At 58.9% G+C, this 13,218-nt stretch carries 9 protein-coding genes and 1 pseudogene; 6 read left to right on the plus strand and 4 right to left on the minus strand.

Annotated elements, in window-relative coordinates; translation table 11 throughout:
- Window positions 1–29: 29 nt before the first annotated feature.
- From M3A49_RS10545 to M3A49_RS10570, 6 genes are all read left to right on the plus strand, one after another.
- The gene (locus M3A49_RS10545; RefSeq protein ID WP_266228622.1) at window positions 30–1,430 is read left to right on the plus strand and encodes a hypothetical protein; all 1,401 of its coding nucleotides are present in this window, start codon (window positions 30–32) and stop codon (window positions 1,428–1,430) included.
- Window positions 1,423–2,721, plus strand: coding sequence for an oligosaccharide flippase family protein (locus M3A49_RS10550; RefSeq protein WP_266228623.1), 1,299 nt, complete (start codon window positions 1,423–1,425; stop codon window positions 2,719–2,721). Before M3A49_RS10545 ends, M3A49_RS10550 begins: the two co-directional genes overlap by 8 nt.
- 172 nt (window positions 2,722–2,893) lie before the next feature.
- Window positions 2,894–3,802, plus strand: a complete 909-nt coding sequence (locus M3A49_RS10555) for a glycosyltransferase family 2 protein (protein ID WP_266228624.1) — start codon at window positions 2,894–2,896, stop codon at window positions 3,800–3,802.
- Window positions 3,803–3,973: 171 nt separating this feature from the next.
- Window positions 3,974–5,068 (plus strand): acyltransferase family protein, encoded by a 1,095-nt coding sequence (locus tag M3A49_RS10560; protein WP_266228625.1) that lies wholly within the window; start codon window positions 3,974–3,976, stop codon window positions 5,066–5,068.
- A gap of 255 nt (window positions 5,069–5,323) precedes the next feature.
- Window positions 5,324–6,430, plus strand: coding sequence for a glycosyltransferase family 4 protein (locus M3A49_RS10565; RefSeq protein ID WP_266228626.1), 1,107 nt, complete (start codon window positions 5,324–5,326; stop codon window positions 6,428–6,430).
- A 33-nt stretch (window positions 6,431–6,463) separates the two neighbouring features.
- Window positions 6,464–7,540: a glycosyltransferase gene (locus M3A49_RS10570; RefSeq protein ID WP_266228627.1), complete on the plus strand. Its 1,077-nt coding sequence runs from the start codon at window positions 6,464–6,466 to the stop codon at window positions 7,538–7,540.
- 636 nt (window positions 7,541–8,176) lie between these two features.
- Here M3A49_RS10570 and M3A49_RS10575 read toward each other — a convergent pair.
- The 4 genes and pseudogenes from M3A49_RS10575 to M3A49_RS10590 all read right to left on the minus strand — a co-directional run.
- Window positions 8,177–8,395, minus strand: a pseudogene (locus M3A49_RS10575) (glycosyltransferase); the annotation flags it as partial.
- Window positions 8,396–8,634: 239 nt separating this feature from the next.
- Entirely contained in the window at window positions 8,635–9,621 is a 987-nt protein-coding gene (locus tag M3A49_RS10580; protein ID WP_266228628.1) for a cupin-like domain-containing protein, read from the minus strand.
- Window positions 9,622–9,736: 115 nt separating this feature from the next.
- Window positions 9,737–10,882 carry an SGNH/GDSL hydrolase family protein gene (locus M3A49_RS10585; protein WP_266228629.1) on the minus strand — a complete coding sequence of 382 codons (1,146 nt, stop codon included), beginning with the start codon at window positions 10,880–10,882 and terminating at the stop codon, window positions 9,737–9,739.
- A 31-nt stretch (window positions 10,883–10,913) separates the two neighbouring features.
- Complete coding sequence (locus M3A49_RS10590) at window positions 10,914–13,217, minus strand: condensation domain-containing protein (RefSeq protein ID WP_266228630.1); 2,304 nt, start codon at window positions 13,215–13,217, stop codon at window positions 10,914–10,916.
- Window position 13,218: the final 1 nt, after the last annotated feature.

Below are 13,218 nucleotides of genomic sequence, written 5' to 3' on the forward strand. Positions count from 1 at the left end.
ACTGGGTGAACGGATGGGGGTTTCGGCAAGTGGAACTGACGATATTCGGAGTCATCGTGTTCGTCGCCGGACTGGCGGCGCTCTACGCGCCCTTTCGCGGTGTGATCTACGGGATGGCGGCATTTTCGCTGTTTGGATGCACACTCGCGCTCGCATTGGGCGGAATCGGCATTTTGCCCGCGCAAGTTTTTCTCGCATTCTTCGCACTCAGGGCGTTCAATCTCGCGGGCGGGAAGGGGCTTGCTGACGCGGTCGCGCAGGGCAAGCCCGGCTTCTGGCTGCTCTGCACCTGCCTGTGGGGTGTCGCCGGTGCCATCCTGCTGCCGCGTTTGCTGAGCGGCGCGACACTGGTGTTCCCTGTCGACCGCAGCAGCCAGTTCATCGTATTGCAACCGCTTGGCCCCGTCTCCGGCAATCTGTCTCAGACGATCTATTGCATTAGCGACCTCGTGGTGTATTGCTCCATGTTTGCGTTCCTGAAATATCGCGGGGTGTACCGGACGCTAGCAAACGCCATCTTCCTGCTCGCCTCGCTTGACGCGCTTGCTGGCCTGATCGATATCGTTGCGCACGCGGCGGGCCTCGACATCCTCTCGGTCGTCAAGACGGCGCAGTTCGCCGACTTGACCGGCCAGGAAATGGCCGGACTGGTTCGCATCAGCGGTACATTCAGTGAAACCTCGGGTTTTGCGGCTTTTACGCTGCCGCTCTTTATCTTTTGCCTGAATCTCTGGCTCGTCGGTTATCGCACGAAACGGTCCGGTCCGCTTTCGATTGCAACGGGGTGCCTCCTGCTGTTGTCGACTTCGGGAACCGCGTATGTTGGTTTGGGGGCGTATCAGTTCGTACTGCTCCTCAGCCGGCCCGGTGTTATCTCGCGTTTCGCTACCGTGCGCAAGCAACGGCTGTGGGTTATCTCGGCATGTGCCGGTTTGTTGGGCGTGCTCTACGTGATCGTCTTTTTGCCGGGGGTGGTGAAAGTGCTTGGGGATTTCGTCGACGCCGCGATTCTGAGCAAGGCGGGTAGTGACTCCGGCGTTGAGCGGATGGGGTGGAATGCCCAGGGTATCACCAACTTCTTCGAAACGTATGGAATAGGCGTTGGGCTGGGCAGCATTCGTGCGTCGAGCTTTCTGGTGGTGCTGGTGGGAAGCCTTGGTGTCGTGGGTGTGGTGTGTTATGGGATGTTCCTTGGCAAGACTCTACTGGTGCCGGTGCCTGCCCATTGCCCCTTCACGGAGCGGGCCGTCTGCTATGCGGCGCGGCACGCCATGATTGCGACGTTGATCGTGGCTTCGGCCTCGCTTAGCGTCTTCGAGTTGGGTACATGTTTCTACATATTTGCGGCCGCAGCGGGCGCACTCCCGCCGCGTGTGCTGCGACGTGTGCCCGTGCGTGGCGGATGGGTTGCCAGGGGGGCTCATGAATAAGGTACACGCGTCGCTTTCAAAGCTTGAACTGCTGGCTGTTTATTTTTCGTACGCGGTACGCTACCTGTACCCCCTCATCCTGATTCCTTACTACGGAAGAGTGCTGGGTTCGAGTGGTTACGGCGTGGTGTTGGCCGGGCTGTCACTTTCCAGTGCGCTCTGGCTGGTTGTCAACTTCGGGTTCTCGACCATCGGAGGACGGGATATCGTCCATACCGAAATCGCGAGCGAACGCGATACGATTTTTCGGGATCAGTTTACGGCCCGGCTGCTATTGTCCATTCCCGCTGCGATTGTCGGCGGCATTGCGGTTAGCAGGTCGGAAATTATTGCGAATGTGCCTCTTGCAGGCCTTTTCGTCGTCGCCGGAGGGCTGCTGTGCGCCTTCAATATCGGTTGGTATTTCACCAGCACGGGACGTCCGCGGACAAATGTCCTGATCGAAGTACTGGGGCTCGTGCTTTCGCTCGCACTGATATTTACCTTCATTCGGAAGCCGGCTGATGTCGACCGGGCGTTCCCCGTGATTTTTGCCTCCAGCATGATTCAGACGCTGGTAGCTTATTGGCTTGTTCGAAAAGAATACAGCGGCTTCATTTCACCCGTAAGTGCAGCCGTGGGCCTGATCAAGCGGTCGGCTACGATCTTCATCTACAGCGGAACAGCGATATTGGTGCTCGATGCATCGACCTACATTCTATCGCTGCTGGCCGCGGCCCAGGAAGTGAGTGCCTTTGGTCTGTCTGAGCGCCTGGTGGGTGCGGCATTGAGTATCATGGCGCCCGCCGCGCAGATTCTGGCACCGAAGGTGATGTATCTGGTCACCCGTAACCCGGCAAGAGCAAATCTGCTTGCCCGGCGAACATTTGCCATTTTCTTTGTCGGAGCGGTAGCCGGAGTGATCCTCACAAGATTGCTCTCTGAATGGCTCATACCACTAGTATTTGGACCGGAGCTCGGTCATGCCGTACCGGTTCTTAACATTTTGGTGTTCATTCTGCCGCTTACCGTTTGCACGCGGGTACTCGGTATCTATTTCCTGATTCCCCGCAAACTTGAGAAGTTGCTTGCCTGGAGCGGTGTGATCAGCGCAGTGGTGAACCTGGTGACGGCCATACCCCTTGCCACCCACTGGGGGGCCGCAGGTATGGTGTACGCGCGAATTCTCGCGGAAGGATCATTGCTGGTTATGTTGATTTTCGGGATCTGGAGAGCAGGCTTGTTCCGGGAGATCCTTGGAATCGACGAAGGTTTCTCTTTGCCGGCGAGATTTGGAAGATGGCTCGAATAACGAGGTCTGCGAATCGTCTCGCGCATTCGTTTTCGTGTACGCGTGAGCTCTGCGGGTGCTTGCGGCGGGCAGGAGTGGGATGCCTCGCGTGCCGATGCCGCGTCGTCCGCATCTCTGCGGGCAATCGTCGATGAGGTCAACAATGGAATCGAGATTCAGTTCGCGAGTCACGATGGCCGAAGCAATGAGTCATTGTTCATCCAGCAAGGATCCGAGAATCTGCCTGATCTTCGCCACTCGTGGTCGCGCAGACATTCTCAAGGACGTCGTTGCCTTCGTCGACTTGCAAACGGTTAAACCTGATCTGATCATCGTCTCCTGCGTCTCGGACGAGGACGTTGGCGACCTGTCAGTCCAACCCGGAATGATCGTGCTGAAGGGGCGACCTGGGCTCACGACGCAACGCAATCATGCATTGAACCATGTGCCGGACGACGTCGAGGTCGTGATTTTTCTGGACGATGACTTTCTGATGCATAGCGGGTGGATTGCGGAAGTCCTCAAGGCGCTGGATAGCGATCCATCCATTGCCTGTGTCACCGGAACCGTCATCGCGGATGGCATTCATGGGCCAGGTTATTCCGTCGAAGAAGGGCGCGCTATCGTTGCCAGGATCGGCGATCTTCCGGAAAGGTTGATCGTCGCGCCAACCGGTGGTCCCTACGGGTGCAACATGGCGTTCCGCGCCAGCAGCATCGCGGGCCTGCGCTTTGATGAGCGCCTCGTTCTGTATGGCTGGCAGGAGGATCGCGATTTCGGAGGCCAGATCTGGAATCGGGGCTATCTCGTCGTGCGTATCAACACGGCTCTCGGCGTGCACCTGGGAGTCAAACGCGGCAGGGTGTCCGGATGCAAACTGGGTTATTCGCAGGTTATCAATCCGTTCTATCTGGTGAAAAAGAAGACGATGCCTTTGCGCCCGGCGGTCGATCATGTCATACGCAATATCGCGAGTAACGTTGTGCGAAGCTTTGCACCGGAGCCATGGATCGACCGGCGAGGGCGTCTAATGGGGAATCTGATCGGATTGTGGGACTTTTTTCGTGGAAAGCTGACGCCTGAACGACCCGAGAGCTTTTAGCGCGTCGAGAGCTGCCGGCATTGTGCCTGACCGTACGCAATCGATGAACAAGCGCTAGGGGCGCGCCTGGTTGCGCCGTACGCTATGCACAAGTCCTTGAAGGTCCTTCCGATTCAGAAACATGTTAGTAACGGAGAAGGTTGTCTAAAAAGCCGGTGTTAGTCGCACGCGATGAACAAAGACTCCCATTTGGCGGTGCCAGATTGCCTGCGCGGCCTCGCAGCCATATCGGTCCTGCTCTTTCACCTTAATCATTGGCTGGGGATCCCATGGTTGGCCCCCAACGCGGGCATTGCTGTCGACTTCTTCTTTGGTCTATCGGGTTACGTCCTGTGTGTGGCGTACCGTGGCCGCTTCGAAAGAGGGATGAGCGGTGCGCTTTTCGCGCGTATCAGACTCATACGGCTGATTCCGATGATAGTGATCGGAACCCTGTTGAGTGCATCGTATCTGGCGGCGAGATCTGTTCTGCTTCACGATTCCGACATTCCTCCAGGCTGGCTCGCGGCCGCCACGCTCCTCGGTCTATCGTGCATTCCGACCTTCGGTGCTCCGCATGCAATTGGAGGGCCGCAGGTGTTTCCGCTCAATGGCCCCGAATACACGCTTTTCCTCGAGCTGGTCGTCAATCTTTTCTGGATGCTCACCCGCCGATTCGACGGAATGAAGTTCGCGCTCGTCGTGGCGATCGCGGGCTATGCGCTTACCGCGGTGTTCGGAATGGGAGGCGATACGCCGCAGACTTTCCTTTCCGGCTTTCCACGTGTATTTGGCGCTTACTATCTGGGCGTGCTGATTTATCACGGTCATGTGAAATTCGGCCTGCTCTCGTTGGCGATCTGGAAATCGCTATTTCTTCCAGCGTGCATCGCGACCATGGTCATTATGGGGTGGAATGGCCAGATCCCCTTCTTCGTACAGTGGCTGTGGGCTGCCGCCGTGATGCCGTTGCTGATCCTCGGCGGATCTTCGATTGCGCTCACCGGGCCTGTGCGGGCTGCCGCGCTCGTTCTTGGCGAACTGTCGTATCCGGTATACGCGTTGCATTACCCCACGTTTGTCTGGCTCAACGGCATCTATCAGCAGTTGATGCATAGAAAGGATCCGATTCTGGAGGCCGCCGTGTTCTTGCCCGCTATCCTGCTGGCCAGTTACCTCATCATGCGCTTCATCGATACGCCCATACGCGCCTGGCTCGTTTCCCGATTTGGCCGATCGACGCCTAAAGCGGTTCTCGACACCAGGGCGGCCGATACACGCGTTTGAGCCGGTACGCGGCGCCCCCCCGCGTGCAGGCTGGACAAGCACGCGTTTGCGTGCGGTATCCAGCAGTCCCGCGCTGGCCGTGTCGATAGCATACCTGTCGGAGAAAAGCGCATTGTCCCGTGTAAGGACGGAGATCGCGTTGCGCGAGTACTGTTCGGAACCTCTGGGGCTATTGTCGCGGCCGTCAGAGCGGCGATCTGATCGGTTCCAGCACATTGTGCGAAATGAATTGATGCTTGAAGGTGGGGGTAGGCTATGAAAACGATCGCGTCGAAGACGATAGCACTCAACGGCAAGTTCTTCGGGGCGGCGCCGACGGGCGTGCACAAGGTTGCCGAGCAACTCGTTGCTGCGGCCGACGCGTTGATTGCCGGGCAAGGCGGCAGCGGCGTTGATTGTGCCCTCGTAGTCAGAGAACACGTCGAGATTCCGACTTACCGCAACATTTCGTGCGTCCGAGAGAGTCGCTGGGTTCGCAAAATTCACCGGATCGCGTGGGAGCAATGCTATCTTCCGCTGGCCCGCAGAAAGGACTTCATTCTTAACCTCTGTAACCTCGGGCCACTGATTCATCGGAATTCCGCGACGATGATACATGACGCCCAAGTGTATTCGGCCCCGGAATCCTATTCGCTTCCTTTTCGGCTTTGGTACAAATCGCTCTACTTTTTCATCGGCAAACGGCACAAGATTATCTTTACCGTATCCGAGTTCTCTAAAGGCGAGCTTGTGCGCTATGGCATTGCCAACGCCGACAAGATTGTCGTTGTGCATAACGGCTGCGACCATGTTCTGCAGGTCCAGCCCGACGCGCGGCAGCTTGCTGCGTTGAGCCTGAGGCCGCGGCGCTATGTGCTCGCACTCGCGAACACCCAGAAACACAAGAACATCGGCATTTTGCTCAAGGCCTTCGCCAGCGCACAACTGAGCGACGTCAAACTCGTGCTGTTCGGCGGTGCGACGCAGGCCGACTTCGAAAATCTCGGGCATGTCGTGCCTTCCAACGTGCGATTTACCGGCCGCATTAGCGATGCCGAGCTCGTTGGACTGATGACCCATGCCGGCGCACTTGCCTGTCCCTCGCTTACGGAAGGATTTGGTCTGCCGCCGCTGGAGGCGATGGCGTTGGGTTGTCCGGTCGTCGCTGCGCCGTTTGGCGCGCTTCCGGAAGTTTGCGGCAAGGCGGTGCTTTATGCCGATCCGTTCGACCCGGACGCCTGGCGGATGAGTGTTTTGACCGTACTCAACGATGAACCTGTGCGGCAGTCCCTGATATCCGCCGGGCTCCGGCAGGCTGGCGGCTTCACCTGGAGACAGGCGGCGCGCAGCATGTTCGATACCGTGAAGGCCGTGAGCGGCTGAATTCCTTATAGAAAGCGTTGTTGGGGGCACGTAATGTCTATTGATGTCGACTTTTCATTGGCGCTCAATGATCGAACCGGCAAACTTTTTTTGGGGAAGGACATCATTTCAACGCTCGGCGCCAGAGTGGCGAGGGTCCACTACGGACGATTTCACGAATTTCCCCATAGTGATCTGATGCGCCGGATCGTGGGTCGATTGACACACAAGGAAACCATTGCGCGGGTCAACAGGTCGCGCTTTGTTTCACTTTTTCCGGTAATCCGCGATCCACGTCCTACGCTGCATCTCGACCCACTCAGCGTCGTGCGCCATCGCCTGGAAGCACGAGACATTGTGCTCTGCCACGATGTCGGTCCGATCACCCATCCTGAATATTTCGCGCCCGGTGTCAATGAATTGTACGTTCGGGCTTATGACGAGATCCGGCGAATGAAGCCCCATATGGTTTTCGTCAGCAAGACGTCTCAGCGAGAATTTCACGCGCTGTACGGCAATGACTTTGCCTCGTCGAACGTCATCTATATTCCAACCCGTTTGGGGGTCAAGGAAGGAGAGGGGCGTCGGCTGGACGGCGTTTCGCGCCGGTTTCTGTTGACGGTGGGGAGTATCGGAGATCGCAAGAACCAGGCCCGTTGTATTGAGGCGTTCTCGGCAAGCGGGCTGGTGGAGAAAGGGTGGCAGTATGTCATTGTCGGAGGGCGCGAGCCTGGTGCCGACGCCGCTATTGAACTCGGCAGGCAATCTCCGGGTGTCGTGATGCCGGGATATACCAAAGATGACGAGCTTCGCTGGCTTTATCGCAACGCATCCGGTTTCGTGCTGATGAGTCTGCTGGAAGGATTCGGAATGCCGGTGATCGAGGCTATAGAGCACGACTTGCCATGTCTCGTTTCCCGCGGGAGCATCCTGACGGAAGTTGGCGGCGGCGCGATGCTGTGCGCAGATCCGCTTGCTCGCGAATCCATCGCTTACGGTATGCGTTCTCTAGCCGAAATGCCGGACGAGGAGCGTGTTCGGCGAATCTTCGAGGCACGCGCGCATCTCGAGATTTTTGCGCGCGAACCGATACTCGCTAGCTGGAGAGCCCTGGTTGAAAAGGTCGGGTGATTCGCTGGTTCGTGCTGGACACCATTGGGCACGCAAGCGGGGCAGCAAATGATCCCGATTGCTTGTGCGTACAACAACAAGGGCCGCCTCGGCGGCCCAAGGCAAGACGGTAAGACCAGTCGCTTCCTTGCAGGGCGGACTTCGCGACGCGGCGGGCGGTATTCACCGCCGAGAAGGCCGCGGCCTTGGCGCGATCCCGCATGGCGCTTCGTCCAGGCGGAGTGGGGTTGATGCCAAGCTTTCGGAGGTAACAGTTGGCTCGATAGACGTCCGCGCGCAGCGTGTTGAGAAACCGAAAATTTACGCTCAACGTTACCGAGATATTGTCGCGGCTCTTCAACCAATGGGGGCAATTGACAGGAACGTGAACGCCGTTTCCGGGAGCCAGTCTGCACGTCTTCGCCCTGTCCTGCAACTCGGGTCTATAGTTAGGCGCGTTGTGATCGATCGTCCAGAATCGCTCGAGTTCCAGACATCGAATCGCAGATCAAGCGGGAAGACCTCATCATTTTCGTGACGTCACCGAAGCGTGTGACGGCGTATCACATCGATCGGGAATGCAATTTCATTCTTCAAATCCACGGGCAAAAGGATTTGTACGTCTTTGATCGGGAAGGCCGGCAGGTGCTTCCGGAGACCGCGCGCTTCGTCGAGCCCTGCCGAAAGCGCGGCCTCCTTGCCGAAGTTGCGCGTCAGGTCGATGACACGGATGCGGCTATCCGCCTTCTTCAACATGCCGATCAGCATGCGCAGCGTGTCGTCGCGGCTGCCGTCGTTCACACAGACGATTTCGAACGCGGTTCCGTCGATCGATTCGAGTACAGGAATGACCGTACTGAAGAACGCGCCGATCATCTCCTCCTCGTTATAGAACGGCACGAGAGCGACAACAGGCAGGGCTCACTAACCGAGGGAACCTCCGCAAGCGCGGGATTGGACCGCACAGTCGTCTCGCGCGCGCCCGCTGGCGAGGTTGACGCTTCCCTCAAGAGAGGCTCAGGAGCCAGAAAGTGAGTGCGGCCGATCTAGTCCATGATTACCTCGCGCCGATGCCGCAGTTGTCTGACCTTGCGTAACGATTTAATCGCGAGCGTTCAGCGTTTGACCAGACGCCGGACCGCGTTCAGCGGCGACTTCAATCGGGTCACTGGCGAGTGAACGACTTCCGCGAACGTTTTGGGATGGCGGTGTTCGAGCGTCGAGATGACCTTTCTTTTCAAGCTGTCACGCAATGGCGAAACTCCGGGCGGCATCGGCTTCAGCCCCATTATGCGCAGAACGTAGTTAGCCTGATAAACCCGTGCGCGTCGCTCGAGCGACTTCATGCAGTAGTTGATGCTGATACTCACTGAAATGTTGTCGTCGTTCTTGACCCAATGCGGCGCCAATGGAGGGTGATGCACCACTTCGCCCGGATTGAGCCGGAAGATCGTTCCGCGGTTCTGCAGTTGACGGCGATAGCGCGCAGCCTCGAAGTTGCCGGCGTAGTAGCGCTCCACTTCCTGGTCCGGCACCACCTCGCGATCGGTAGCGGGGAAAAGACAGACGTCCTTCGAGCCCTGCAACTGAAAAAGGAAGTTGGTTTCGTGATCGATATGGAAGGGTGTCGAGATCTTTGGCGACGAGACCAGCAATGTCATCGTCACCAGGGTGATGTCGCTGCGCAGCGGATAACCGGACAACTCCTCGAGCTCGGCTGTAATCGAGTCAAGGACGTGGGCGTAATCCGCGTCGTAAAGGTGTGCCTGAGTCAGCTTGATCCATGAGTCGTTTTCGTGAACGCTCGCAAACGCTTCTTTCAGCCGTGTGCTATGCGGCATGGCGCTGAACCTGGATTCCAGCGAGCTATTCTTGAAGTTGATCGCGCGGACATTGCCATTCTTTTCAAGCATCCGTTCGGCGACTTCGGCGATCCTGGGGATCTCGAACAGGCCGCTCTCGTGCAACACATGATTGAATTTGAAAGGATGCAGATTGAAGTTGCTTTTGAATTCCTGATTGCGAGCGTGCAGAAATAGTCCGTCTGAGGTTAGTTGGGGTGATGCATCGGCCAACGTCGCACCATTGCTAGTCACAGACATGGCACACCTTCGCAGGTTAGAGGGTAGTGCTTGCAGGCTACTATCGCGACCGTGGGCCAGATGTGCGCTGACGAACATCCAAGCCGGTTTTGGCGTTTACCCGGGGATGAGCGGTCTACTTGACCGCTTCCTGGCTAGTCACCGATGTTGGGTCGGCGGCTCTGAAGCTTGGCCGGAGAAAATCGACGATCTCGGCGTCCGTGATCGGTTTGATATGCAGCCCGAAAGCGGCGTTCAGCGAAGTGACAAAGTACTGGGTCCAGAGCGTGTTCCAGACTACGCCGGCATGGCTGTCTGAAAGGAAGACATTGTGCGGATCGTCGCCGGAGGTATTGGTGATGGCCCAGCCAGGCGACAGATGAACCGTCTTGTAATTTGGACGACCTCGATCGTCGCGCTGGCCCCACATGCTTCTGAACCACGCTTCATCTTCGAGAACGTAGACATGGCGATCTGCTGCGGTGAGCGCGCGCAAGCCATTGTTGAAGCGATCTATGCCGGAATCGATATTGGCTATCTCTCTGGCGGATTGCCAGCTTTCGAACTCGCCCGGCCAATCCGCGGCGCTGGCCGTAGTTGAGAGTACGACATAGGTATCCGGGTGATATTTGCGGATCAGCGCGACGGCTTCGCCAATTGACTTGATGCAAGCGTCGATCACGGCAGAGGGGTGCGATGCAGTTGGATCGCGCGACAACTCATCAAATAGCTCGTGGCTGCTGAGATCGTTGTCACCAATCCGGATGAACACGATGCCCCCTCGCCAGGCTTGTGGTTCTGTGTCCATCAAATCGACGAGACGGATCGCCTGGCGCTGCGATTGACCCATCAACTGCCCGCAGGTCGCGCCGCCAATCGCGAAGTTATAGCGGTAATCCTGCTTGGGGGGCGTGCGGGCGAGTGCACCCAACGCTTCGCTGGCAATGGCCCGATACTTCCCGGTTCCCCAGGCGCCCCATTTGCCCTGGTCAATCTGGTCTCCCCGCAACTGGGCGAGCACCTCCGTCCACTGCCAGGTGGTCGCGCGCCACTGGCCCCCTCGCGCGTGCGGATCTCCCAACATGAGTGTGTCGTGGTAGGACTGGCTATCTGAGTCCCCAAGCACGGCCAATCGCACCCTTCCAGATGGCGGCTCCGACGCGTTAGCCACCGCGACCGGCGCACGGCGAAACAGGCCGGGAACGGCTAGTCTGACAAAAAGGCCGGTGACGGACAGTGCGCCGAAAAGCACGACCAGCAAAACCCTACGCGAACGGGACATAGGCCATTTATCCTATCGTGGCGCACCGAGATCATGACCCTTCAAGCGTGCTTTCGCGATTGTCGTGCGTGGTTTCGACGAAGCGATCAAGCAGTTGCTTGCCCATGACAGCAGCGCCGGCCGCGCGGAACATCTGGTTGTGCATGCCCGGAACCTCCGTGACGACCAGTTTGCCGGTGACCACTTCACCCCAACCCATGTCGTGTGCGAACAGGCGGCCCTTGAGCACCTGACCGCTGCGGAAGATCTGGACATTGCCGTCATAGGGCTTCGGACGATACCGCACCTGCTGCTCGCGCAAATAACCGATGTTGCGGCCATACCAGAGGTTGTCGTCAATCATGTTGTTCGCACTATCGTTCTTCAAGAGTCCGAACTTCACGGCAAGCTGCGTGAGACGAAGCCAGCGAACGGTCCGAAACTGCTGGAGGAACGCAATCATCGACATCTCGCCACGTCTCGCGAGCCGGAAGTCGCGCGGGATGTCGTCCATGCGCACCTGCGCCTTGCGCAGCAGGCGATCGTACCAGGGCATCGTCTCCCGGTAACCCGGGCACCAGGAATCAGTGAGGATGACATGTTCGACCGTTTCGCCTTCGCGGCGCAGCTGGTGGGCCGCCTCCAACGCCATCGCACCCAGCACGCAGTACCCCATGAGGATATAGGGGCCGCGTGGCTGGATCAGTCTGATGAGTCGCACGGCGTCCGCAGCGATGTCCTCGAAAGCGCGCAACGGGAGGTTGGGCTGAGGCGTCTTCGGCACCATGGGAACGTCGACGATGGGTCGCTCATCGCCGACCTGTTTGGCCAGCTCATAGAGGACCGCGATATTGTTGAGCACGATGATGGGCGTTTGCGAACCATCCTCGTTGAACCGCACGATATTCTGCGCTTTCGCTTCCAGCTCGGCTCGGCTGATGAAACCACTGACGCCCACGCCGCCCGCGACTTGCGCTGTGTCTTTCCCGGCCGCGGGCGCGAGCGCTCGCTGCGGTGTGACTTCGGCGGTTTCCAGCACCTCGCGCCATTTGGCCAGATACCGGTCGATCGTCTCGATGTCGTAGAGGTCCGTGTCGCCCTCACAGGAGATGCGCCAGCCTTCCGGGCGTCGCACCATGAAGAAGTTGAGGTCGTAAAGCGCGCCCGCGTTGAAAGAGGGCGAAGTCGTCGCGGCAAAATCCTGGCGGCGAACCTCGTCGCCCATGCCGACGAAGCTTTGCTGCAGAGCGAAGTTGACCGAGCATAGCGGCGGCCGGTTCATATCCGGCACTTCGCCTGCCATTCCCATCATTTCTTCGAACGGCAAGTGTAGATGCTCGATGGCGTCGCTGAGCTTGGCGCCACACTGCGCGGTGACATCGGCAAGCGTGCTGCCCTGGGTCACATCGAGGCGCAGGATCACCGTGTTGATGAGCGGCCCGATTACGCCTTCGAGTTCCTGCTGATCGCGCACTGACATCTGCGTGCCCATGGCGACTTTGGGCTGCCCAGTCGTCTTCTGGAGCGACATCGCGAGGCCCGCGGCCGCCACGCTGAAGAGCGTCACGCCTTGCGCCTTGGCGGCCGCGATCAGACGCTCGCTCATCGCGCCTGGCAACAGGATGGAGCGAATGACGCCCTGGAAGCGTCGCTCCGGTGGCCGGGGGCGGTCGCCCTTTACGTCGAAGCGGCTGAACCCTTTGAGCTCCTGGCGCCAATGGACGCGAGCGCGGTCGATGGCGCCGCTGGCCAGGAACTCGCCCTTCCACAGTGCGTAGTCGCCATGGTGCAGGTCGACGTCGGGGTAATCGGGATCATGGCCCGCGTGCAGCGCCGCGAGTCCTTCCACGAGTTCGCGCACGAGGATCGCGAAGGACCAGCCGTCCATCACGAGCGAATGGAAGGTCAGTTGCAATTCGCCTTGCGTGGCCGACCTCGGCAACCATACAGCCCGGAAGAAGGACGCGGACGACAGCTCGAAAGGCGTGCGGGCCTGCTCTTGACCCACGCGCTGGGCCTCCGCAAGGGCGGCCTTGTCGTCCAAACCGCCGAGATCCACCACCGCGAGCCGGAAGGGCGCGCGGCTCCAGACCTGCTGGCGCAGCCCCGCGCCCGTCATGAGGAAGCCGGTGCGCAATATCTCGTGCCGCGCGACCAGTTCGCCAAGCACCTGTTCGATGCTCGCGGCGGTGAGCGGCCCCGACAGTTGCAGCCGGAAGGCGATGTTGAGCGCGGAGGCCTTCGGCGACGCCTTCTGCTCGTGCCAGTAGCGTACCTGGCAGGCGGTCGCGGGGAACAGGGCGTGGCCCGCCTCGACCTCCTGCACAGGTGCGATATTCAAGGCTATCGAGTTCATC

Origin of the sequence: Paraburkholderia sp. CNPSo 3076 (assembly GCF_026343935.1) — a bacterium.
GTDB classification, from domain to species: Bacteria; Pseudomonadota; Gammaproteobacteria; order Burkholderiales; family Burkholderiaceae; genus Paraburkholderia; species Paraburkholderia nodosa.